The following is a 24,033-nucleotide window of genomic DNA, read 5'->3' on the forward strand; positions in this document are numbered from 1 at the left end:
AATTTTATTAAAATTTGAAGAAAAAAGGTTTTTATGTGACCATTTTCGGGTAAATCCTGTTCAGGGGAATGGTTCACCCATGTTTGAAAAAGTCCGCTATAGTGAGGATTCGAGTTATTTTTTAGCACAATTAGGAATTTCCAGTAAAATATTGTCTGATGAGAGGAAGTACCCCGTAAAATATGTAGTTTATGAAGCATTCTATAGGATTTACGAGTAATACGGCGTATAAACTCTAATCACCAGACCTCTATATGGAATTCATACATATTGTGCGGAAATAAGCGAATTCTAAAGATTGTTCGCATCATAACGCTTATGTTACGGTTATAAAGATGCTAATTTGGAGGGAAAATATGAATTCTGAAGAGAGAACTATCAAAATCAAGATAAATAATGTATCTAAAATTTTCGGTAAAAATGCTAAAAAAGCATCTCAAATGCTTGGAAAAGGGAAAACAAAAAGAGAGATTCTAAAAGAGACCGGCGCAACAGTTGGTGTCAATCGAGCAAATTTTGATGTGTATGACGGCGAGATATTTGTCATCATGGGGCTATCAGGGAGCGGAAAGTCCACACTTGTGCGGCTGCTAAATAGGTTAATCGAACCAACCTCCGGAGAAATATTTATTGATGGGGATATGATAACAAATATGTCAAAGGATCAATTGCGTGAAGTCAGACGGAAAAAGATCAGCATGGTCTTCCAAAACTTCGCATTGTTCCCCCACCGTACGATTCTTGAGAACACAGAGTACGGTCTTGAATTACAAGGTGTAGACAAAGAAGAGCGCCGCTCAAAAGCGCTTGAATCCTTAAAGCTTGTTGGACTTGAAGGCTTTGAAGAACAGTACCCAAACCAATTAAGTGGCGGGATGCAGCAGCGTGTTGGATTGGCACGTGCATTAGCAAATGACCCTGACATTTTATTAATGGATGAAGCATTCAGCGCACTCGATCCATTAATTCGTAAAGATATGCAGGATGAATTGCTTGAGCTTCATACATCTGTAGGAAAAACGATCATTTTCATTACCCATGATTTAGATGAGGCGCTTCGGATTGGCGACCGCATTGTGCTCATGAAGGACGGAAATATCGTTCAAATCGGAACACCAGAAGAAATCCTGATGAACCCATCGAATGAATATGTTGAACGTTTCGTTGAAGATGTCGACCTTTCTAAAGTATTAACCGCTGGTCATATTATGAAACGTGCAGAAACAATTCAGATCGACAAAGGGGCACGTGTTGCGCTCACGCTCATGAAAAACCTTGGGATTTCGTCTATCTATGCAGTAGATAAGAAAAAGCATTTATTAGGTGTTATTTCTGCACAAGCAGCGAAAAAGGCGGCAGAAATGGGAGCGTCGCTTGAAACAGTTCTCGATAAAGAATTCACGACAGTATTGGAATCTACGTATTTGACAGAAATCTTTGACGCAGTGTCTGATGCAGCAAACATTCCGATTGCCGTTGTCGATGAGAAAAACAGAATGAAGGGTATTGTGGTCAGAGGTGCATTAATTGGTGCGTTATCAGGTAATGATGAGTATATCAACATGTCTTCTAACAAACTTGAGGAAATTAAAACACAAGAGCCTTCTGCACAGGAGGTAGAATAAGATGTTTAGTATGAGTGATTTACCTAGAATTCAGTTCGCGGATTACATTGATCGATTTGTTGACTGGTTAACATTAACGTTTGGTGGTTTCTTTGATGGCATCACAAATGGATTAGCAGGCACAGTAAATGGAATTGTGGCAGCACTTGGTGTGATTCCATCTATTATTTTAACCCTTATTTTTGCCGGCATTGCCTGGTGGATCAGTACAAGAGGAGTTGCTCTTTTCACACTTATTGGATTTTTGCTGATCGACTATTTAGGCTACTGGCATCCAATGCTACAAACACTTGCGCTCGTTTTGACAGCTGTGGTCATTTCTATCGTGATCGGGGTTCCGATCGGTATTTGGGCATCACAGAAGGAAACTGTGCGTAAGATTGTAACACCTATTTTAGATTTAATGCAGACAATGCCTGCATTCGTTTATCTATTACCAGCAATCTTCTTCTTTAACATTGGCGTTGTGCCTGGGGTTGTGGCATCAGTTATTTTCTCCATGCCGCCAACGATTCGTATGACGATTCTCGGTATTAAACAAGTACCAGCTGATTTAATTGAAGCAACAGAAGCATTTGGTTCAACGACATTCCAGCGTTTATTCAAAGTTCAGCTTCCACTTGCAACAAAAACCATCCTAGCTGGTATTAACCAAAGTATCATGCTTGCTCTATCAATGGTCGTCATTGCGGCAATGGTAGGTGCTCCAGGACTTGGTTCGGAAGTATATAGTGCGGTAACGCAGCTGAAAACAGGAATTGGTTTTGAAGCAGGTATTGCTATTGTGATTGTGGCGATTACACTCGACCGTATTACACAAAACATTAAAACGAAAAAAACCAGGGGGAATGCTTAATGTGGAAAAAGTCTCTCTACATTGGGATGACCGCCCTGCTTGTCTTTTTACTAGCCGCTTGTGGCGTGAAGTCAGATTCAAATGCGAGTGCAGCACAGCAGGTGAATAAAACCATTATCGGCATTGATCCGGGTTCAGGGATTATGGCGCTAACGGATCAAGCGAAAAAGGATTACGGCTTAGAGGATTGGACGGTTGTGTCTGCATCAAGTGCAGCTATGACCGCAACGCTCAAGAAATCTTACGACCGTAAAAAGCCAATTATTATCACTGGCTGGAATCCACACTGGATGTTTACTCGCTATGATTTAAAATATTTAGAGGATCCAAAGAAATCTTACGGTGAAGCGGAAGAGATTCATACGATTTCACGTAAAGGTTTTGCAAAAGATCAGCCGGAAGCAGCCAAAATGCTTAGTCAATTTAAATGGTCTCAAGATGACATGGGCGAAGTCATGATGGATATCCAAGATGGTATCAATCCAAAGGATGCCGCCGTTAAATATGTGAAAAAACATAAAGACCAAGTAGCGAAATGGACAAAAGGCGTGAAAAAGTCGAATGGTGACAAAGTCAATCTTGCCTACGTTGCGTGGGATAGTGAGATTGCAAGTACCAATGTCGCTGCAGAAGTACTGCGTGAGCTCGGATTTGAAGTGACCTTGACTCAGGTGGAAGCGGGTCCGATGTGGACAGCAATTGCAACTGGAAGTGCAGATGCCTCATTATCTGCTTGGCTGCCAAATACGCATAAAACGTATGCAGCGAAGTTTAAAGGGAAATATGATGATCTAGGCACAAGTATGAAAGGTCTTCGCATGGGGCTAGTTGTTCCGACATATATGAAGAACGTCAACTCAATTGAGGATTTGAAAAAATAGCCTATAGTGATGAGGTTCCCTTATAATAGAAGGGAGCATATGAAAAAGCAGTCTGCTCAAAAAGCGGCTGCTTTTTTATTATATAAGGATGGTGGACGAGTTGTCGATGATGGATAAGCCAATCATGATTTTCCTGCATGGCGGAGGAGTCAGCAGCTGGATGTGGCAGGAGCAGATGGAAACATTCAAGGAATCGTATGAATGCTATACGCCTGATCTGATTGGTCACGGGACAAGAGCAAATGAACAGTCATTTTCCATGCGAGAAAGCGCTCTTGAAGTCATCTCGTGGTTCAAGCAGCATGCGCACGGCCGTAAAGTGATACTCATTGGATTCTCTCTAGGTGCACAGGTTGCCGTTGAAGTGTTATCGAATGAGCCTGATATCGTAGACATAGCCGTCATCAACAGCGCTCTTGTGATGCCGCTGCCATGGCTTTACTTGATGGTGAGACCTCTTTTACCTCTTACGTATCCATTATTAAAGAAAGATTGGTTTATCCAGCTCCAAGCTGAAAAGATGGGGCTTCCAAACGATGTACTGAATGACTATGCGGCGGATTCGAAGAGTTTGCAGAAGAAAACCCTTCTGACGATGTTTCAAGAAAATCTCCATTACAAGCTCCCAGACACGTTTCAACAAGCGAAGGCACGGATTCTTGTCACAGTGGGAGAAAAGGAAAAAGGTATCATGAAACGGTCAGCAAAGAAAATAACGACATCACATCCGAAGGCAGCAGGTGTCGTCGTTCCTGATATTGGACATACATTTACGTTTGAAAAGAAAGAACTGTTTATTGATATGATTCAATCCTTTATAGAAGAGCGTGCGTTACCAGTGGAATTAAAGGAAATCAAGTAGCCGGAAGTGAAGACAGGCATAAAAGAGGCAGTTAGATCTTAGAACCTATATGATATAGGCATAAAACGCTTACAGATGAGCTGCAGTCTGACTGAAAGCTCATGAGCCGTAGAAGGAGGAGCTATGAGTAAAAACTATATCATATTCGGTGCGAGTCAAGGCTTAGGGGATGCTTTTGTAAAAGGTCTTCCTTCAAGTGGAGATACAGTTTGGATTGTGTCTCGAAGTGAACCGAGCAGTTTGAACATAGATGACGGTGTACATAGAATTTGGCTGAAAATTGATTTATCAAGCCAAACCCACATCCCTTTTATGCTCGAAGCATTGGAGAATCAAACCATTGATGTTCTCATCTATAACATTGGTTTATGGGAAAAACGAGGCTTTGAAGATGATTATTCATTCGATCACGATCAGCCAGAGGATATCGCTCATTTAATCAATGTGAATGTCACCTCTACGATTACTTACATCCAAGCACTGCTTCCGCACGTAAGGAAATCGGAGAATGGAAAAATCATCGTGATTGGCTCAACGGCGGGACTCGATCATACAAACCTGCCGCAAGTTTCTTTTGTCGCATCTAAATTTGGCTTGCGCGGAATTGTGAATGCACTGAGAGAGCATGTGAGAAAAGATAAAATATCCGTCACCTGTATCAATCCAGGAGAGCTGGCGGCAGAGGTTCCATATGAAGATGGAGCCGAAAAAGCCATCACTCTATATGGTGAAACGAGAATCCCTGTACAGGATATTGTAGAGCTTGCGAGATGTGTGATTCATTTATCAAGGGTATCCTGTGTAAAAGAAATCAACGTCCCAGCCATGACAGATTTGAATGCATAATATAAAGCAGACCACCCGTTTAAAGAAAAAACGGGTGGGTTTTTGATTTTATGATGAATGCTGCTGAAGGGTTTGATAGACAGCTTCCGTCAAGATCTCAATGCCGGTAAAGATAGCAGAGCGGTCGAATGTCATATAAGGATGATGTAGACCGGGCTCTAGATCACAGCCTAAACCAAGCATCGTGGATTTGATATGCGGAACCTTTGCTGCATAAAAGTGAAAATCCTCTCCGCCTGTCGTGACGATCGGGGGATCGAGGTGCTCTTTGCCTAAAATCTGTTCAATTGCATGAGACATGATCTGGACAGCTTCCTCATTTAAGGTTGCGGCAGGCAGACGGTGATCGGTTGAAAGTGTAATGGAAGCGCCAAAGGCATCCGCTACAGCATGTACGGCTCTTTCAATTTCTTTTTCTAGTTCATCCATCACATCATTTGTTTGTGCCCTGACATCTAATGTAAAAGAAGCTTTGCCAGGGATGATGTTTGAACTGCCCCCGCCAGCATGTAGGTTGGTCATTTTTACAGAATGTGCAACTCTTGGGTCGACATGGATATGCGCGAGTCTCTGCACGAGGGTAGAAGCCACTTCAATGACGTTGACCCCAAGATGCGGGCGTGCACCGTGGGCTTCCTCTCCAATAATTGTGCCGATGTAATGATTACTCGATCCATGCAAAATGGCAGGTGCACAGCGTCCGTTTAATGTTTCTTGAATTGGGCGCACATGCACTCCGTATAAGTAATCAACGTCTGCTAACACACCTTTTTCAATCATTTTCAGCGCGCCGCCGCCTTTTTCCTCAGCAGGCTGAAAAATGAAGCGGATGGTGCCGTTCGGGAGCTCCTTTTCCTTTAATGCCATGAAGGTGCCGAGAGCCATTGTCATGTGTGCATCGTGACCACATGAATGATTGGGTTGAAACTCACCATCTACTTCCTGCCAAAGTGCATCAATATCGGCTCTCACAGCGACCACTGGTGCGCCTTCTCCCATTTCACCAATTACTCCTGTACAGTCGTCAAATGTTCGAGTCTCGCAGCCCATTTTTTTTAATATGCCTTCAAGATAAGCCGTCGTATTCGTTTCTTCCCAGCTTATTTCTGGGTGGGCGTGCAGGTGTTCAAAGATGTCTGTCACGGTCTGTTGCATTTCGTTTGTCAAAGTTGTCATGAGTAGCCTCCTTGCTGACAGAAAATCTGTCAAAACATTCTTTTAGTGAAATAATATTGATCTTAAATATCATCAGTGTTTATAATATAACACATCATTTGATTATTCAGAAAATTAAGTGAAATTCCGATCGGGACAAAAGGGGTTTTGACACATGAAAACAGCGGCAGTATCAGCACCAGAGAAACAAAAACGAAAACTTCAAATGCCGGATGCGTATGTTCTCTTATTTATCATTGCGCTCATTTGTACCATTGCAACGTATTTTGTACCAGCGGGTGAGTTTGACCGAAAGACATCAGGGGAAATCACAACAGCTGTTCCTGGCAGCTATCACCGCATTGATCAATCACCCGTAAGTCCCGTTGGCTTTTTTACAGCCATTCAGGAAGGGATGGTAGGGTCCTCTTCTATTATTTTTCTCATTCTATTTACTGGCGGAACCATTGCCATTTTGGAGAAAACAGGTGCCATTAACGGAATGATTCACCATGTCATCAGCAGGTTTCAAACGAAGCAATTATTGTTTATTTGTATTGTTGGAGGATTATTTTCGGTGCTTGGAACGACCGGCATTGTCGTGAACTCTGTTATAGGATTTATTCCAATCGGGATTATTGTGGCAAGGTCCTTGAAATGGGACGCTGTGGCAGGAGCAGCGGTCATTTACATCGGCTGTTATGCTGGATTTAACGCAACCATTTTGTCTCCATCTCCACTGGGTTTATCTCAAACGATTGCAGAGCTGCCGATCTTTTCTGGGATTGGCCTGCGTGTCATTATTTATCTTTGTTTTCTTATATCTAGTATTGTGTACATCTATTTATATACAAGACGCCTAAAGAATAAAGAGAAGGGAAGTCTTCTTGGTGACCAATGGTTTCCTGCGAAGGGGCTTGGCGGATCTGATGCAGAATCTGTGGACAAGCCTGCATTTACCGGCAGACATAAGCTGATTTTAGCGGTGTGCGGATTGTCTCTTGGGGGCTTCTTATATGGCGCGCTTCAGCTTGGCTGGACCGATAAGGAAATGGCAGGTGTGTTCATTTTTATGGCCATTGCTGCTGGATTGCTTGGCGGATTAGCAGCCAATGATATTGCGAAAACATTTATTGTCGGCTGTCAAAGCCTTGTGTACGGCGCAATCATTGTCGGAATGGCACGCTGCATTTCTGTCATTTTAGAAAACGGTAAGCTGCTTGATACAGTGGTAAATGGCTTGGCGAGTATGCTGACAGGATTTAGTCCAATTGCTGGTGCGATTGGGATGTATATTGCGAGTGCACTTCTTCACTTTTTGATTTCATCAGGATCAGGAGAAGCGGTTGTCTTTATTCCAATTCTAGCGCCGCTGGCTGATTTAATGGGCATCACAAGACAGGTAGCTGTTGAAGCGGTTATGCTTGGCGAAGGGGTGGTCAACTGTATCAATCCGACGTCAGGTGTGTTGATGGCTGTGCTTGCTGCAAGTGGTATTCCTTATGTGAAGTGGCTGCGTTTTATGGTGCCGCTTGCGCTCATTTGGTTTGTCATTGGTCTTGTCTTTATTTGTATCGGCGTTATGATCAACTGGGGACCTTATTAAACATGTATAAAGCTGCTGACAATTGTTTGGCAGCTTTTTTCTTGTGGAAATATGCATGGAGACAGCGCTTTGAAAGCACAATAAGTGTGTTCACAAATTCGCTACATATTTTTTTGAGCAACCCCCTTGCAAAAGTTTGTGAAGTGTTGCACAATAGGAATGTGAAATACTTCACAAATGAAAAACAACCTAGTTTTACTCAGGAGGATGAGATAAATGACAAACGAAAAAGTAAACAAAGTAGCACTTATTGGAGCAGGTTTTGTAGGCAGCAGTTATGCCTTTACATTAATAAATCAAGCGATCACAGATGAATTGGTTGTCATCGATTTAAATCAAGATAAAGCAATGGGTGACGTCATGGATTTAAACCACGGGAAAGCATTTGCTCCGCATCCTGTGAATACATGGTATGGAGATTATGAAGATTGTAAGGATGCAGACATTGTATGTATCTGTGCTGGTGCGAACCAAAAGCCAGGTGAAACGAGACTTGACCTTGTTGAGAAAAATTTAAATATATTTAAAGGCATTGTAGACAATGTGATGAAAAGTGGATTCGATGGTATTTTCTTAGTCGCCACGAACCCTGTTGATATTTTGACATATGCCACTTGGAAATTCAGTGGCCTGCCAAAAGAGCGAGTGATTGGCAGTGGAACCACACTTGATACTGCAAGATTTAGATACATGCTCAGTGAGTACTTTGAAGCAGCGGCACACAATGTGCATGCGTACATCATTGGAGAGCATGGGGATACAGAGCTTGCTGTATGGAGTCATGCGAATATCGGAAGTGTACCCATTACAGAATTAATGAAGAGAAATGATCAATACAAACAAGAAGATTTAGATGAGATGATGGAAAATGTCCGCCATGCCGCTTACCAAATCATTGAGAAAAAAGGCGCCACTTACTACGGCGTAGCGATGAGTTTGGCCCGCATTACAAGAGCGATCCTGCACAATGAAAACAGTATTTTGACCGTCAGCACTTACTTAGATGGAGAGTATGGAGCAGAAGATGTCTACATTGGTGTACCTGCCCTTGTGAATCGAAATGGCGCAACAGAAGTGATGGAGCTTGCCCTTAATGATACAGAAAAAGAACAATTCGCACACAGTGTGAATGTGTTAAAAGAGATTTTGGCTCCTCATTTTTAATCAAAAGCAACCTATCTGAGCAGAAAAGGATGAATCACTATGTGGCAGCAAATATATAATCCGTTTGGTAATGAGTTCGTGAGTGCATTGGTAGCAATGCTCCCAATTTTGTTTTTCCTGCTTGCATTAACCGTATTTAAGTTAAAAGGTGTTTTAGCCGCTTGTTTTACCTTAATCGTCAGCTTTGTAACAGCTGTTTTCTTCTTTCATATGCCAATTGAAAAGGCATTATCTGCTGTGCTGCTCGGTATATCTAATGGACTGTGGCCGATTGGATATATCGTCATCATGGCGGTGTGGCTCTATAAAATTGCTGTGAAATCTGGTAAATTCGATGTCATTCGTTCTAGTATTGCAGGAATCTCTCAAGATCAACGTCTTCAGCTCTTATTAATTGGTTTTAGTTTTAACGCATTTTTAGAGGGAGCCGCTGGGTTTGGTGTACCGATTGCGATCAGTGCTGCTCTCTTAACAGAGCTTGGGTTTAAACCGCTGAAAGCTGCGATGCTCTGCTTAATTGCCAATGCTGCATCTGGCGCATTTGGTGCTGTGGGTATCCCAGTCATTACAGGGGCGCAAATGGGCAATATGACGCCGCTTGCGTTATCTCAAACCCTTGTGTATACGATACCGTTTATTTCATTCTGTATTCCGTTCCTCCTCATTCTCATTGTGGACGGATTCAAAGGGATTAAAGAAACGCTCCCTGCCTTGCTTGTTGTAAGTGGAAGCTATGCCATTTTACAAGCTGTCACAATGGTGACAATGGGTCCTGAGCTTGCCAATATTATTTCAGCCTTAGCAAGCATGGGCATTTTGGCTTTATTTCTTCGAAAATGGCAGCCGAAACACATTTATCGTGAAGAAGGAGCACCAGCCATTGAACAGAAACAAACGTATCGCGGCATTGAAGTGCTGAAAGCATGGTCTCCGTTCTATATTTTAACCGCCGTTATTACGGTATGGAGTCTGCCAGCATTTAAAGCATTGTTTGCTGCAGGAGGCCCGCTCAACTGGACGACGATTTTAGTGAAGATGCCGTTTTTGCATCAGCAAATTGTGAAATTACCACCAATTGCACAAACAGAAACACCCATTGATGCGATCTTTAAAATTGATGTCATCAGTGCAACGGGTACTGCCATTCTGATTGCGGTGATGCTGACAGGTTTGTTTAGCAGACATATTACATTAACAGAAGGAGCTGCCTGCTTAAAAGCATCAGTGAAAGAGCTTTGGGTACCTGTTCTCACCATTTGTTTTGTCATGGGCTTTGCCAACTTGGCGAACTTCGCTGGACTAAGTTCAGCCATTGGGCTTGCACTTGCCAAAACAGGCGATTTGTTCCCGCTTGTCAGCCCGGTGCTTGGCTGGATCGGGGTGTTTATTACAGGATCTGTCGTGAGTAACAACGCCTTATTCGGCAACCTTCAAGCGGTCACTGCTTCTCAAATCGGCTCACAGGCAGGTTTGTTAATCGGGGCAAATACAACTGGCGGGGTCATGGCAAAATTAATTTCTCCACAATCCATCGCCATAGCTACAGCAGCTGTTGGAGAAACAGGTAAAGAATCTGAGCTCTTCCAAAAGACCGTGAAGTACAGCTTCATCCTGCTCGGCATTGTGTGTATATGGACATTCATTCTTGCTCAATTTGTATAGGTTTAAAAAAAGACTGAGACAGCTCTCAGTCACAGCGTGTAGATAAACCCTCGCATTCTTTGTCAGGTCTGTGCTCCGGTGCTCACGAATGTAAAATTCGCTCCGCTCCGGTGCTCGTCCTTCCTAGACTGCAAAGGTTTTCTATCACGCTGAAAGAAGGAAGACAAAGGCTAAAACAAAGATCATTTTAGCCCTTTGTAAAAAAAAAAGACTGAGACAGCTCTCAGTCTTTTTTGTTTATGTCGATTCCCTTGTCACAAGCCGGGTAGGCAGATGGATATGTTCACGCTGTAATGGTTTTTGGTCTTGCAGGATCTCGATTATTTGCTGCACAGACCGCTGGCCAAGCTCTACGATCGGGATGTCAATTGTGGTGATTGTTGGAGCTGTCACCTCGCAAATGTCTTGATTGTCATAGCCGATCACCGCTAGATCCTTAGGGATTTGATAACCGTATGAAATGGCCTGTTTAATGAGCCCTGCTGCGACTTGATCATTACCCGTGAAAATGGCATCAGGTGCATTCTTCATGTCATGGATGACATCCATTAAGCGAAAACCGTCTTCAATGGTGAAGGCCTCCCCGAAAAGCCAATCGTCATGCAGCGGCAAGCCGTGTGCAGAAAGTGCATCAAGATAGCCCTGTTTCCTTTGTTTTTGTGCTTCACTGCTTTCAGTATCAAAGCAAAACCCAATCGATCTTCGCCCTGACTGAATCAAGTAGTCAACCGCTTTATAGGCGGCTTCCCGCTCATCGTATCCAATAATCGGGATGTCTGCTGTTTGATGATATTCGTTCGCCATGACAATAGGGCCGTTCGTTAAAAATGGCTCGATCTTTTCCCACGGATTTTCTAATGCCCCTAATATGACCCCATCTACTTCTCTTTTTTTTAATAATTGAAGCCCTTCAAGCTCTAACGATTCCTGATAAAACGTCTGAAGCACGATGGCTTTATAACCTTGATCCAGTACTTCCTTTGATATGCCTTTAATCAATTGTGCAAAAAAAGGATGGTCCACAGCCGGGACAGACACAGCAATGGTTTTTGTCTGATGTGAACGAAGAGTGCGAGCCGCTGAACTCGGTGTATATTCCATTTCTTTCATCACCTGTAAAATGAGCTGACGCTTTTCCTCTGACACATATGGATGATGATTCAGCACTCTGGAAACGGTGGTGGTTGAAACCCCGCAGCGTTTGGCAATTTCATAAATTGTACACATATTAACAAATCCTTTACACAAAGTTATTGTTCTGAAATCGATAACATCATTTACAATGTGAAACAAGTTAAATATTAACAAATGGAATTGATTAATTGGAGGGAATGGAATGCAAATATTGACGAAGATATCAGGTAAAAGCAAGGATTATCTTCCTTTGCTGGATATGATCAATCAAGGTGTTCAAGTAAAGTCTGATTCAGTTGAGAAGCACCTAGCAAATGAAAAGCTGGTGACGTTCCTTGAGCAAGATATAGGGCGCACAGGCTTGGAAAAAATTCTCTTCCATTATAAACAAAATAAGGAAAAAAAGATACCGTTTCTGCCAGTTGATAAACTGATTTCAGAGGATGAGATCGATGATATCATGCAGGTGTTGAAAGAAGTATTGAGTTCTGGCCGTTTTACTTCAGGGCCATATATTCCGGCGTTTGAAAAGCAGCTCGCTGAGTACTTAGGGAAGAAATATGTCATTGCCACGTCAAGTGGAACAGATGCCCTAATGATCAGCCTCATATCAGCAGGCGTCCATCCGGGAGACGAGGTCATTTTGCCAGCGAATAGCTTTGCTGCAACAGAAAATGCAGTGCTTGCGGTTGGGGCTGTTCCGGTCTATGCCGATATTGATCCAGATACTTACTGCTTGGCACCGAGTGAAATTGAGAAGCATATCACAGATCAAACGGCATGCATTCTTCCGGTTCATTTATATGGAAAGCAAGCGGATATGAAGGCCATTTCGGCGATTGCGAAACAGCATGGGTTGAAAATCATTGAAGATGGCTGTCAGGCGATCGGCAGCAGCGGCCTTGGTGCATATGGAGATGGACTTGTTCTCAGCTTTAATCCATACAAAAACCTTGGCGTCTGCGGTAAGGCAGGGGCTATCGCCACAAATGATGAAGCCTTAGCGGAAAAATGCATGGAGATCAGCTATCACGGCTTTGAAGTAGGAAAGAAAAATGTCAAACGCAGTGACTATGGATTTAATTCTAAAATTGATAATTTGCAGGCAGCGATCGGACTCGAACGCATGAAGTATTTAGGATTACAAAACTTTAAACGTTTTTACTTAGCAAAGCGATACATTGACCAGCTGCAAACGCTTGAGGAAGAAGGATACTTGAAGCTTCCGAAGCTGACGGATGATCATGTCTGGCATCTGTTCCCGATCAGAGTGCTAAAGGGCGAACGAGATGAGCTTGCAGCGAAATTGCTGGAAATGGGCATAGAAACAGATGTTTATTACCCGATTCTATCGCATCAGCATCAAACAAATCTTGTTTCTCAAAAGTATAAACGTACGACACTTCCACACACGGAAAAAGCAGCACAGCAATTACTTCACTTGCCGCTGTATCCAGGCATGCCGCTGCAAGATCAGGAGAAGGTCATCGAGGGGGTTCATCATGTTATCAAGTCTTCCATTCAATAAAAAACTGCTGAATCAACCGGAAAATCCGAAGTGGATCGTCTTCTGTGACTTTGATGAAACCTATTATTCTCACGGAATGACAGAGGAGCAGCGAGAGGATGTAAAACGGCTGGAAGCCTTTGTGGCAGAAAAGAGCGAAGCAGGACTGCTCATGCTTGGCTGGGTCACGGGAAGCAGCCTCGATTCTGTCACAAGTAAAATGGAAACAGGCGGTTTTCATCAATTCCCGCATTTCATTGCGTCGAACTTAGGAACTGAAATTGTGTATACATCGGAAGCTCGTTTTGGACAGCCAGATGCGGAGTGGATGAAGCGGCTGGATGCGCAGGGCTTTTCAGATGAAAAAATTGAAGACATCCTCGAAACCATACGTGAAAAGGGAATTCATCTCAGACCGCAAACGCAGCTGGGCAGCTCAGGGTATAAGAAGAATTTCTATTATCAGGAGCAGGATGAACGGACAGATCTTCATCATCTATCATTCATCCAAACACTTGCCAAAGAGCGCGGGGTGGCGGTCAACATCAACAAATGCAATCCGCTCGCAGGAGACCCAGCTGATTGCTATGATGTCGACTTTTTACCAGTCGGCACAGGGAAGGATGAAATTGTGCGCTTTATGTTGAAGCAATATGATTTATCGAAAGATCAAGGCTTTGCCTTTGGAGATAGTGGGAACGATTTGCGGATGCTTCAATCCGTCACGCATGGTTTCCTCGTCCAAAATGCGACGGCCGAAGCCAAGCGACACCATCATCAAATTTGTCATCATGGGTATGCAAAAGGAATCTATGAAACACTGAAAACAGTGATGTATAAACATGAGGAGGCACATTCATGAAGAAAATTGGAATTGTTGGAGCAGGGAATATTGCAAAAGCACATGCAAGAGCATTATCAACAATCAAAGGTGCAGAGCTATCTGGTGTCTATGATTTACACGAGTCAGTTGCACAAGGATTCATTAAACAGTACGGAGGACGTGTGTATTCAAGTATCGAAACTTTAGCAGATGCATCTGACGGGTTGATCATTGCCTCCCCTAATTTTTGTCACAAGGACCATGCCCTTCAGGCACTAAGAGCAGGACAGCCCATTTTATGTGAAAAGCCGATGGCTGTGTCGCTGAAGGAAGCGAAGGAAATGGTGGAGACAGCCAAACAGTTCCAGGTTCAAGCCAGTATGGGCTTTAACTATCGTTACTTATCCTTTGTGAATATTTTGAAGAACTTGATTGCCAATGGTGAATTAGGCCGCATTTTGACCGTCAGGACTCATTTTAAGAAAAACAGTGCCCTCAGAAGAAAGACATTTTCATGGAGAGACGGCGGTGAGAGTCTGCGCACAAGCGGTGCATTAGGGGATCTTGGTATTCATTTAATTGATATGCTGTGGTACTTATTTGGCAGTGACATGAAGAAAGAATCACTTAATACCAAGATGCTGACACATGTAAAGAAAAAAGAAGAGAAAAAGGTGCAGGTGGATGATCATACCGAAATTTTCGGTCAGATGGAGAATCAAGTGTTCTTTCACTTGGTCACATCCAAAAGCACGCAGCCTGAGGAATGCGGATTTAGTGTAGAAGTCGTTGGTCATGACAAGGTATTCAAATACCATACGAACATGAAAAACGAATATGAGATCAGTGATGGATTGTGTGTGGAGCGTCATCAAATGCCGCAAACCCTGCTGACAGATCCGCCAAATGAATTTTACGGATGGTCTGATACGTTCCGTGATCAGCTGATGCACTGGGTGAATACAGATTCATATCCATCTCATATGAAAGTGGCTGATTTTGTAGATGGGTATCGCGCACAGGCTGCGCTCAATACATGCTTCGAGAGGGAAGAGGCTGTCAAGTCTGCCCGGACATATTAAAGAGGTGGAGCGGAGGATGTCATGACTCCGCTCCTTTTTAGAGGAAGTGAAAAGATGAAAAAAGTATTTTATTTTGGCTGTGTCTTTTATTTTTTTATTGGGACCATTCATGTGTTTTTTGGCAGCTTAACTCCTTATTTACTGTCAAGTTACGATAAGGGTCCCGGGGAATTATCTTCTTTAATCTTTTTTCAGTTTATTGGTTTTTTGACAGGTGTTCTGTTATCCCCCATTCTTGTGAGGAAAAAAGGCTATGGCGCTGTTCTGACCATGGGTCTTTTGCTGATGATCGGGTCACTTCTCCTTGGACTTTTGGTGCCGGGCTGGACAACACTTGTGCTGGCAGGTTTTTTTCTTGGGAGCGGTGCAGGCAGTCTTGAGACCACAGCCGGAGCGTATGTGATTTCGATGGCAAACAGTGCGAAGCGAATCAGCATCATGGAGGTCTTTTTTGGGTTAGGCGCGCTGTTATTTCCACTTGTGATTCTGCTCACTGTCACTGAACAGACGTGGCACTATGTGTTTTTATTTCAGGTCGGTGCACTGACTTTTTTCCTTATGCTCTGGCTTGCCTTTATGAACAAATTGCCTCGTGGGCAGATGGCTGCTCCTTCCAAAGGGATGAGAAAACCGTCCTTACTTGTTGATCGCAGCAATCGAATGATTGTGGTGATCATGATTTGCTTTGCCTTTTTCTACGCAGGGATTGAAACGAACTTTGCGAACTTTTTGCCGTCGATCATGCTGGAAAAGGGGGGAGACCATTGGGGTCTTTTTGCGGTCTCAACCTTTTGGACAGCGATCGTCATCGGCAGAACCGTGATTGCAAGAAAAGCGGATCAGCTGCACCCGCTGCGTTTTTTAAAGCTAAGCGCAGCACTCATGATTCTGCTGCTCGTGGTCTTTGCCCTGACAACCCACATAGCCGCGCAGCTGCTTCTCATCTTTTTCATCGGCCTGTGCGCAGCTGGCATGTTCCCAATCGCACTGACTGCATCTGCATTAATGATTGAAAATGCCATCGACGAGGCAACGAGTTACTTTATTGCAGCCGCAAGTTTAGGCGGAGCCTGCTTGTCCTTCTTGATTGGCTTTAGTCTTGAATGGGCAGGAGCAGCAAGTGCCGTCTTTGTTTTCGCTTTCTTAGCTGTTCTTCTGTTTGCAGCTGCGATTCAAATGAATCGTGCTAAGAAAAAGGATACGGTCCTGTCGCAGCAATCGGCGCTGAAAGCCGATCGGTAAGCAATATCCAATGTCTCCTTGAGTCCACCTGAAAAGATGACAAAGGACTTGTACTAAAACACAGAACGTTTGAATAATATGTACAAGTCAGCATCAAAAGGAGGACGTCTATGTGGCGGTGTTTTTTGGTTATATCTTTTTAGGGTTGTCACTTTCAGCGCCTGTTGGGCCAGTCAATGCAGCCCAAATCGACAGAGGGATTAAAAGTGGATTTTGGCACGCGTGGATTTTTGGTGTGGGGGCGATGGCCGCGGATATTGTCTATATGCTCCTCATCTATTTTGGTGTCGCCCAGCTTTTGACTGCACCTCTAGTGAAAACCTTTTTGTGGCTGTTCGGCTTTTTCGTTCTGACCTATACGGGCATTGAAAGTCTGCGTAAAATCAATTTGCAGGAGAGCCCGAAAAAGGATGGTGGAAACACTTCGGTTGGTCAGTCGTTCATGACGGGGTTTTTCATTTCTCTTTCCAATCCGCTCAGTATTTTATTTTGGCTTGGCATCTACGGCAGTATTTTGGCTAATACGATTGAAAAGTATGGGGCATCTCAAATGCTGATGTACAGCATGGCTATTTTTATCGGCATGCTGATCTGGGATTTCAGTATGGCGCTGCTTGCTAGTTCGTTTAGGCGCTATTTAAGTGAACGTGTCTTACATGGCTTATCCGTTCTTGCAGGCTTATCTTTACTTGGTTTCGGCGCCTATTTTGGGTATCAAGGCATCATGGCGTTGATTGGGTAGAAAAGCAAACTGATACATTCAGTCTGTTTCAGCGTGTAGACAAACCCTCGCATTCGGTGTCAGTCCTGTGCGCCGATGCTCACGAATGTTAAATTCGCTCCGCAAAGGTAGCTGCCCTTCCTAGACTTCAAAGGTTTTCTATCACGCTGAAAAGAAGACAAAGGGCTAAAATAAAGATCATTTTAGCCCTTTGTCAACAATCTAAAGCAGACTGATACATTCAGTCTGTTTTTTGTAAGGATTGACAGACATAACACATTCTTGAATAATGATGGGATATAAAATGGTTTCAAGGAGCTTTGCCATGCGTATTTTTCTTCCAGTATTCAACTATGTGTGCATGCTGATCTTATCAGTCATCACAGCAACATTGTCTATCTGTTTAGCTTATGCTCGGCCCTCATTTATTGGGTGCTTGATTCTGTCTTTTTGATGAAGAACAGATCATAGGAATGATACAAAAGCGCTCTATTAAAAGAAGCAGTTTGACGGCTGCATACACTTGTCTGTTCATGCATCATGGAGTGAAAGACACACATACATGCTCAATTTGAACGAGAACGTCCACCTCTTGAATGCGCAAGGAAAGTCGTTGAAGGACAGTCACCACAGCCTTTTTTTCTCATAGGCTATGGAGAAGACGCTAAAACGAGGTGGAAAAAATGGCCCAGTTGTATGCAAAAAGTTGCCTTGATCAAAATCTACGATCACTAGAAGAATGGAAGCAGGATGCTTTTACTCAATTTGGAGAGATGGTAGGAGATGAGGCAGATACATTCCCTTGTGTACCGGGAAGACAGGGGTTTTTTCTCGATCATTTACGCTATGGGTTTGTGGGTGATCCGAGGGAAGAGGAAGCGGTTGATGAATTAGCCCAGCTGCTGAGAGAATATCAAAGCTGTGCGAAAGAAACGGGTCAATATGCTTCATTTATTTGTTTTTTTGAAACACCGCAGGATTTAAAAGAAAGTTCGCTTGAAGAGTTTGAGCAGCAGTTTTGGTCACTGCTTCAACGACTGCACCAGAAAGATGAAGTGCCATGGCCTGAGGATATTCCACTAGATACTCATCATCATGAGTGGGAGTATTGCTTTCACGGGGAAGCGTATTTTATTTTGTGCTCCACACCGGCTCATAAGCTCAGAAAAAGCCGCCACTTCCCTTATGTCTTGATGGCATTTCAGCCTAGATGGGTGTTTGAGAAATTGAATGGATCGACCAAGTTTGGTCAAAAAATGAGCCAGCTCGTTCGCAAGCGGCTCAAAGCGTATGATGAGGTCAGCGTTCACCCATCATTAAAATGGTACGGTGATCCGACCAATCATGAATGGAAGCAATACTTTCTCCCAGATGAAGAGGCGGAGAAACCAGCCTCCGCCAAATGTCCTTTTACTGCATTAAAAAACATGATGAAATTATGATGCGGTCTGATCCTGCTGCTTCCACTTTTTTCTCATAAATAGCACCATGATGGCAATCACTGCAATGATCCCAAGGCTGATAAAAAAGCCAGGTCGTCCGCTTGCCTCTGTTAAAGTGCCTGAAATGGCGGCTCCAATCAAGAGAAGCGCAAGAATCATTTCGCACGTTTGGCGAGTGGATGGCTTTGATAGCTTTTTACTTGAGAACAGAATGAATACCCATGTGTACAGAAGGGTAAGGCCGGCTGCTGTTGTGAGATGCTCGTAGATGTGTTTGGACAAAAAGAGTGCAAGCAAAATCGAGACAATTAATCCAGCAGCAGTTAAAATAATCGAAGGCCATCCGACATGAGATGGGTCTTTTTGTTTAAAACAAGCAGGTGCATCTTGATGCTCCGACATCGTGCCAAGCAGCGTCGTGACTGCATAGAGTGAGGCAACCAATGTCGAAAAGCCGGCAATAATGAAAATGCCATTAAAGATATGAAGAAAGATTGATAAATGAAATGGATCTAATGATGTAATAAATGGACTGCTGTTCTCGTTAAAGGCTGTTACTGGGACAAGCAAGAGAGCAAGTCCGATCGAGACGATATAGATGACCGCTAGAATGATCAGCATGACGCGTCCAGCCTTTGCCGCATCTTTCGGATCTTTTAAATGAACCGCCATCAGACCCATGACTTCAATTCCCCCAAATGCATAAAACGCGTAAATCAATCCATTCCAAAGACCAAGTGCACCGAGCGGCATCCATTCGTGATCTTTGTTTGGCAGATGCAGGGTCGGTTTATGATCTGTCAGAATGCCGAATAACACAAGCACCGCAAGGATCATAAACAGAAAAATCGCCGCTGTCTTCAGTACCGCAAGGACATTTTCTGTCTTTTGAAAAGAAGAAAGCCCTATGATAATCACGAGCAGGGCAAGAGCGGAATAAATCGCAGAAAACACCCAGAGCGGAACAGATGGAAACCAGTGGCGGGTAAAAAGGGAAATCGCTGTTAACTGACTTCCCGTAATCAGCATTTCTGCAAACCAATACACCCAGCCATTGCTAAACCCTGCCCAGCGTCCATATGCTTTACGAGCATAGGAACAAAATGACCCTTTATCAGGGTTATCGGCTGTCATCGCAGCCAAATGTTTAAAGACGAGATAGGTTCCGACCGCAGCAAGCAAAAAAGAAATGCAGACGGAAAAACCGGACTTTGTAATGGCAATGCTGGAACCAAGGAAGAAACCAGTGCCAATTGTACAGCCGACTCCGATGAGAGAAAGCTGCCACCAAGATAAAGTTTGTTCTTCTTTCAATGCATGTGCAACACCTTTCGATTTCAATGACATTAGCTTGTGACCGCCGTCTTTTTTTATACATGATCAAGGGGACGTTTTGGGCATACTGACATGGAAAGGAGTGCATGTGATGAACGGAGAATATGTCATTTTACCAAAGGATGGACACGGCTTTCGCTTAGGAAAAGGCCAATGTATGCGGGTCGTTGATATTGAAGGTCAGCAAGTAGCAGATGTCATGGCCTATCATGAAAAGGATTTTTATGAAAAATTTGACCAAGGCGCGACAATGGACAGCCTATTTTCGTCAAAAGTGAAAAAAGGGGATAAGCTCTATTCTAATTTATATAAACCGATGTTTACGGTCATTGAAGACACAGTCGAATGCCATGATTTATACATGCCCGCCTGCCGGCAAGAAATGTATCAGCTTTTATACGGACGGACGCATTTAGAGGTCATGCATACATGCTACGATAATTTGCGGACTGCCTTTGAGCCATTTGGGATTCCTAAGGAGGATATGTACTATCCTTTTAATGCCTTTATGAATACAGTCATTGATGAAAAAGGAAAACTGTCTGTGGAGCTCCCAAAATCTCTTCCCGGTGATTACATTCGTCTGCGAGCCGAAATGGATCTCATTGTGGCCGTATCCGCATGTCCTTCTGATATTGGGAAGTGTAATGGCGCAAGCTGTACATCTATACGGGTAGAAATTGATTGAAAAAGAAAAGGGCCAGTCCATATAGACATGGTCTTTTTCTTTTGTGAATGTTTGATCATTAATGAAATAGGGGAACGTCTAACAAAATGTTCTTCCTGAAAACATGGTATAATGAAGACTCAAAAAACGTTGTCAAACCAATGAATTCAGAGTAAAACCTGTTCTCTTCATGTAGAGGATGCTTAGGAGGAAAAGTGTATGAGTTTGCAGAAAAAGATCAGCCAAGAGTTGCATGTGCAGCCCTCAATTGACCCAAAGCAGGAGATCGAAAAGCGGGTTGGATTTCTAAAGGAATACTTGAAAAAAACTGGCGCAAAAGGATTCGTCCTCGGCATTAGCGGCGGACAGGATTCAACGCTCGCTGGCCGTCTTGCACAGCTGGCTGCATCTGAGCTGCGTCAAGAAGGAAAAGAAGAGGCAGTCTTTATTGCGGTGCGCCTCCCGCACGGTGTGCAGCAGGATGAAGATGATGCACAGCTCGCTTTATCATTTATTCAGCCGGACAAGTCGTGGAAATATGATATTGCGCCTGCCGTGACGGCATTTAGTGAACAATATCAAAAGGACACAGGCGGCCCGTTGTCTGACTTTAATAAAGGAAATGTCAAAGCACGCATGAGAATGATCGCGCAGTATGCTGTCGGAGGAGAAGAAGGATTACTTGTCATCGGTACAGATCATGCAGCTGAAGCAGTAACCGGCTTCTTCACGAAGTATGGTGATGGCGGTGCAGATGTTCTTCCGCTCACAGGTCTGACGAAACGCCAAGGCCGGATGCTGCTAGAAGCGCTGCAAGCACCTGAGCGTCTATACTTAAAGAAACCGACAGCGGATCTGCTTGATGACAAACCTCAGCAAACGGATGAAACAGAACTTGGCATTACGTACAATGAAATTGATGATTACTTAGAAGGTAAGCCAGTGTCAGATCAAGCAGCAGAAGCGATTGAAAAGCGCTATGTTCAATCAGAGCATAAACGCCAAGTACCAGCTTCCATGTTTGATGACTGGTGGAAATAAGAAAAAGCAAGAGACCTCTCCTTTGATGGAGAGGTTTTTTATAGTAAAAATACTGTTTTGAAAATATAAAATTATTTATAATGGTCTCTTATTGAATATGTATTTAGGATGATAATCAGCAACTTTAACCAGCAGATACTGCTTAATCATTTAAGAAATAAAACAAACCTATATTATTTACTAGAAAAATGAAATTGATTGTATTGTTATTTGAATAATTAAAATTTTCTAAAAAGTAAGTTGACAATCTCCGTTATGTCATTTTATGATTGTTTACGTAAACGCTTACCGTAAACGTTTACTATAATCGAATGGGGAGGAATTTGTTGATGAAAAATAAAGAAAAATGGAGCGGTGTATTCCCGGCTGTCTTAATTCCTTTTAAAGATGACTATTCAATTGATGAACCTGCTTTTCGTAAGCTTGTCCGTTGGGTGGCGGAGCACAAAGGGATTAACGGTATCGTTGTCAATGGACATACTGGCGAGATTATGACTTTACTGCCACATGAACGAGCTGAGGCTGTGCGCATTGCAGCCGACGAATTAAAAGGGGAAGTACCTGTCATTTCTGGGGTTTCTGCTGAAGGGACAATTGAAGCGATCCAACATGCAAAAGCCGTTGAAGAAGCTGGCGGAGAAGGTATACTTCTCATGCCGCCACATTCATGGCTAAGATTCGGTATGCAGCCTGAGTCACCTGTCCAATTCTTTAAAGATGTTGCAGAAGCGATTGACATTTCAATCATCGTACATCAATATCCAACTTGGACAAAAACCTCATATACAACCAATCAATTACTAGAAATGTCGGAAATTGAGAATGTTGTCTCGTTTAAAATTGGTCAAAGAGACATGGCACAATACGAGGTCGATGTGCGGGCATTGAAAAAACATGCACCAGATGTATCGTTACTCACATGTCACGATGAATATTTATTGCCAACATTAATTCAAGGGATTGATGGAGCACTTGTAGGTTTCGGCTGTTTTGTGCCAGATTTGATCGCTGAACTTGTGAAATGTGTGGAAGAAAAAGATCTTGTAGCGGCCAATAAAGTTTACGATAGAATCTTCGAATTAAAGCATGCTGTGTATAAAATGGATGAACCTTCATCTACCTCTCATCTGCGAATGAAGGAAGCGATGTACCAGCGAGGTCTAATCAGTAGTTCGCTTGCTAGGAAGCCGGTCTTACCTTTAACTCATAAGGAGAAAGAAGAGATTCGCCAGGGCCTTCAAAGTGTTGGTTTGCTTAAGGAAAACGTCAGTAGATAACAGACCATTAATTTCATGATGAAGGTGAGTCAGGTTATAATAGAGGACAAAACAACAGACTCCCGGAGGTATGAAATGTGTCAGTAAGTATTAAAGATGTAGCATTGAAAGCTGGAGTGTCTATAGCATCTGTTTCCCGAGTATTAAGTGGTAAACCAGGAGTAGGTGCTCAAACGGCTGAAAGAATCAAACAAGTAATTGATGAATTAGGCTATCGTCCTAATTTAGGAGCTAGAGGGCTCGTCAAAAGGAAGACAGGGAATATAGCTGTAGTGGTTCCGCGTGGTTCATATATTTTGAATAATCCATTTTTTTCAACGATTCTAGATGGAATAGCGAAGGAATTAGATGAGACGGAATTCAATATGTTGATGTCGTTTACATCTATACAGCAGCAGCGATTACTTGAAACGCAGGCAGTAGATGGAGCCATTCTATTTTCACCAAGAAATGAAGAACTAAGCATGGATTGGTTAAAAAGTTTAGCCATTCCCATTATAGTTGTCGGAAGTTATCTAGAGGATTCTCCATTTCCATGTGTCAGGCCAGATGATGAAGAAGGTGTGTGTCAATCAATAACGGCCTTATTTGATAAAGGTCATCGAACCATTGGGCTGGTCAATGGTCCAATGAGTTCGATGCATAGTGTGAGGTATTACAAGGGATATGAGCGCACACTTAAAAGTTTAGGGTTAACAATGAACAAAGAACTTGTGTTTGAGTTAGATGAATTTGATGGGGGAAAAGTAGTAGAAGTGGTTTCTCAATTTCTCCAAGGAAACCAGCACATGACTGGAGTTGTTTGCTCTTCAGATTTTTTGGCGATGGGGGTCATGAAAGCGGCAAATAACGCAAATGTGTCAATACCTCATGATTTGTCTGTCGTTGGTGCCGATGATGTGCCCATTGCAAGTTTTCTAACCCCTTCTTTATCTTCAGTTCATGTTGATTTAGTTGGAATGGGAAGAAAAGCTGTTTCTTTACTAACACAGTTATTGGAAGGAGAACAGTTAGATGCGATGGAACATATCTTCCCTATGTACTATATAGACCGGGGCACCACGGGAACGCCAAAAAAGAAATGATAGATGCTGAAAACTCGTAT

The 24,033-nt window shown here is 43.1% G+C and carries 21 protein-coding genes; 18 read left to right on the forward strand and 3 right to left on the reverse strand.

Features of this window, described 5'->3' with window-relative positions:
• Nucleotides 1-356 precede the first annotated feature (356 nt).
• The 5 genes from opuAA (at nt 357) to MHH26_RS18920 (ending at nt 5,070) form a co-directional block, all read left to right on the forward strand.
• Nucleotides 357-1,625: a glycine/proline betaine ABC transporter ATP-binding protein OpuAA gene (gene opuAA, locus MHH26_RS18900; RefSeq protein WP_034664221.1), complete on the forward strand. Its 1,269-nt coding sequence runs from the start codon at nt 357-359 to the stop codon at nt 1,623-1,625.
• A gap of 10 nt (nt 1,626-1,635) precedes the next feature.
• The gene (gene opuAB, locus MHH26_RS18905) at nt 1,636-2,481 is read left to right on the forward strand and encodes a glycine/proline betaine ABC transporter permease subunit OpuAB (protein ID WP_034664471.1); all 846 of its coding nucleotides are present in this window, start codon (nt 1,636-1,638) and stop codon (nt 2,479-2,481) included.
• Nucleotides 2,481-3,362: a glycine betaine ABC transporter substrate-binding protein gene (locus MHH26_RS18910; protein ID WP_034664219.1), complete on the forward strand. Its 882-nt coding sequence runs from the start codon at nt 2,481-2,483 to the stop codon at nt 3,360-3,362. The genes opuAB and MHH26_RS18910 overlap by 1 nt, the downstream gene beginning before the upstream one ends.
• Nucleotides 3,363-3,468: 106 nt before the next feature.
• Nucleotides 3,469-4,224, forward strand: a complete 756-nt coding sequence (locus MHH26_RS18915; protein ID WP_307498992.1) for an alpha/beta fold hydrolase — start codon at nt 3,469-3,471, stop codon at nt 4,222-4,224.
• 123 nt (nt 4,225-4,347) lie between these two features.
• Entirely contained in the window at nt 4,348-5,070 is a 723-nt protein-coding gene (locus tag MHH26_RS18920) for an SDR family NAD(P)-dependent oxidoreductase (RefSeq protein WP_275718304.1), read from the forward strand.
• A 48-nt stretch (nt 5,071-5,118) separates the two neighbouring features.
• Here MHH26_RS18920 and MHH26_RS18925 read toward each other — a convergent pair whose 3' ends face one another.
• The gene (locus tag MHH26_RS18925) at nt 5,119-6,246 is read right to left on the reverse strand and encodes a M20 peptidase aminoacylase family protein (protein WP_307498995.1); all 1,128 of its coding nucleotides are present in this window, start codon (nt 6,244-6,246) and stop codon (nt 5,119-5,121) included.
• 154 nt (nt 6,247-6,400) lie between these two features.
• Here MHH26_RS18925 and MHH26_RS18930 point away from each other — a divergent pair, with 154 nt between their 5' ends.
• From MHH26_RS18930 to MHH26_RS18940, 3 genes are all read left to right on the forward strand, one after another.
• Nucleotides 6,401-7,831 carry a YfcC family protein gene (locus MHH26_RS18930; RefSeq protein ID WP_340974379.1) on the forward strand — a complete coding sequence of 477 codons (1,431 nt, stop codon included), beginning with the start codon at nt 6,401-6,403 and terminating at the stop codon, nt 7,829-7,831.
• Nucleotides 7,832-8,047: 216 nt separating this feature from the next.
• Nucleotides 8,048-8,995: an L-lactate dehydrogenase gene (locus MHH26_RS18935; RefSeq protein ID WP_060595484.1), complete on the forward strand. Its 948-nt coding sequence runs from the start codon at nt 8,048-8,050 to the stop codon at nt 8,993-8,995.
• 39 nt (nt 8,996-9,034) lie between these two features.
• On the forward strand, nt 9,035-10,657 hold the full coding sequence (locus MHH26_RS18940) for an L-lactate permease (protein ID WP_066031359.1): 1,623 nt from the start codon (nt 9,035-9,037) through the stop codon (nt 10,655-10,657).
• A gap of 237 nt (nt 10,658-10,894) precedes the next feature.
• On the opposite strand, the gene MHH26_RS18945 is transcribed toward MHH26_RS18940, so the two are convergent.
• The gene (locus MHH26_RS18945; RefSeq protein WP_060595486.1) at nt 10,895-11,884 is read right to left on the reverse strand and encodes a LacI family DNA-binding transcriptional regulator; all 990 of its coding nucleotides are present in this window, start codon (nt 11,882-11,884) and stop codon (nt 10,895-10,897) included.
• Between the two features lie 109 nt (nt 11,885-11,993).
• On the opposite strand from MHH26_RS18945, the gene MHH26_RS18950 reads away from it, so the two are divergent.
• The 6 genes from MHH26_RS18950 (at nt 11,994) to MHH26_RS18980 (ending at nt 18,608) form a co-directional block, all read left to right on the forward strand.
• Complete coding sequence (locus MHH26_RS18950) at nt 11,994-13,319, forward strand: DegT/DnrJ/EryC1/StrS family aminotransferase (RefSeq protein ID WP_340974381.1); 1,326 nt, start codon at nt 11,994-11,996, stop codon at nt 13,317-13,319.
• Complete coding sequence (locus MHH26_RS18955) at nt 13,294-14,160, forward strand: HAD-IIB family hydrolase (protein WP_307498999.1); 867 nt, start codon at nt 13,294-13,296, stop codon at nt 14,158-14,160. Before MHH26_RS18950 ends, MHH26_RS18955 begins: the two co-directional genes overlap by 26 nt.
• Entirely contained in the window at nt 14,157-15,203 is a 1,047-nt protein-coding gene (locus MHH26_RS18960; protein WP_340974383.1) for a Gfo/Idh/MocA family protein, read from the forward strand. Before MHH26_RS18955 ends, MHH26_RS18960 begins: the two co-directional genes overlap by 4 nt.
• Before the next feature lie 54 nt (nt 15,204-15,257).
• On the forward strand, nt 15,258-16,445 hold the full coding sequence (locus MHH26_RS18965; protein ID WP_307499001.1) for an MFS transporter: 1,188 nt from the start codon (nt 15,258-15,260) through the stop codon (nt 16,443-16,445).
• A 112-nt stretch (nt 16,446-16,557) separates the two neighbouring features.
• Entirely contained in the window at nt 16,558-17,187 is a 630-nt protein-coding gene (locus MHH26_RS18970) for a LysE family translocator (RefSeq protein ID WP_034664197.1), read from the forward strand.
• 662 nt (nt 17,188-17,849) lie between these two features.
• On the forward strand, nt 17,850-18,608 hold the full coding sequence (locus MHH26_RS18980) for a YqcI/YcgG family protein (protein ID WP_106038502.1): 759 nt from the start codon (nt 17,850-17,852) through the stop codon (nt 18,606-18,608).
• Here MHH26_RS18980 and MHH26_RS18985 read toward each other — a convergent pair.
• On the reverse strand, nt 18,603-19,955 hold the full coding sequence (locus MHH26_RS18985) for an amino acid permease (protein WP_106031564.1): 1,353 nt from the start codon (nt 19,953-19,955) through the stop codon (nt 18,603-18,605). The genes MHH26_RS18980 and MHH26_RS18985 overlap by 6 nt on opposite strands.
• 79 nt (nt 19,956-20,034) lie before the next feature.
• Here MHH26_RS18985 and MHH26_RS18990 point away from each other — a divergent pair, with 79 nt between their 5' ends.
• The 4 genes from MHH26_RS18990 (at nt 20,035) to MHH26_RS19005 (ending at nt 24,013) form a co-directional block, all read left to right on the forward strand.
• Entirely contained in the window at nt 20,035-20,631 is a 597-nt protein-coding gene (locus tag MHH26_RS18990; protein WP_034664192.1) for a DUF1989 domain-containing protein, read from the forward strand.
• Between the two features lie 198 nt (nt 20,632-20,829).
• Entirely contained in the window at nt 20,830-21,651 is an 822-nt protein-coding gene (gene nadE, locus MHH26_RS18995; protein ID WP_034664190.1) for an ammonia-dependent NAD(+) synthetase, read from the forward strand.
• Between the two features lie 329 nt (nt 21,652-21,980).
• On the forward strand, nt 21,981-22,928 hold the full coding sequence (locus tag MHH26_RS19000; protein WP_307499006.1) for a dihydrodipicolinate synthase family protein: 948 nt from the start codon (nt 21,981-21,983) through the stop codon (nt 22,926-22,928).
• 77 nt (nt 22,929-23,005) lie between these two features.
• The gene (locus MHH26_RS19005; protein ID WP_187704319.1) at nt 23,006-24,013 is read left to right on the forward strand and encodes a LacI family DNA-binding transcriptional regulator; all 1,008 of its coding nucleotides are present in this window, start codon (nt 23,006-23,008) and stop codon (nt 24,011-24,013) included.
• Nucleotides 24,014-24,033: the final 20 nt, after the last annotated feature.

Source organism: Bacillus sp. FSL K6-2839, from assembly GCF_038003365.1.
GTDB lineage: Bacteria > Bacillota > Bacilli > Bacillales > Bacillaceae > Bacillus.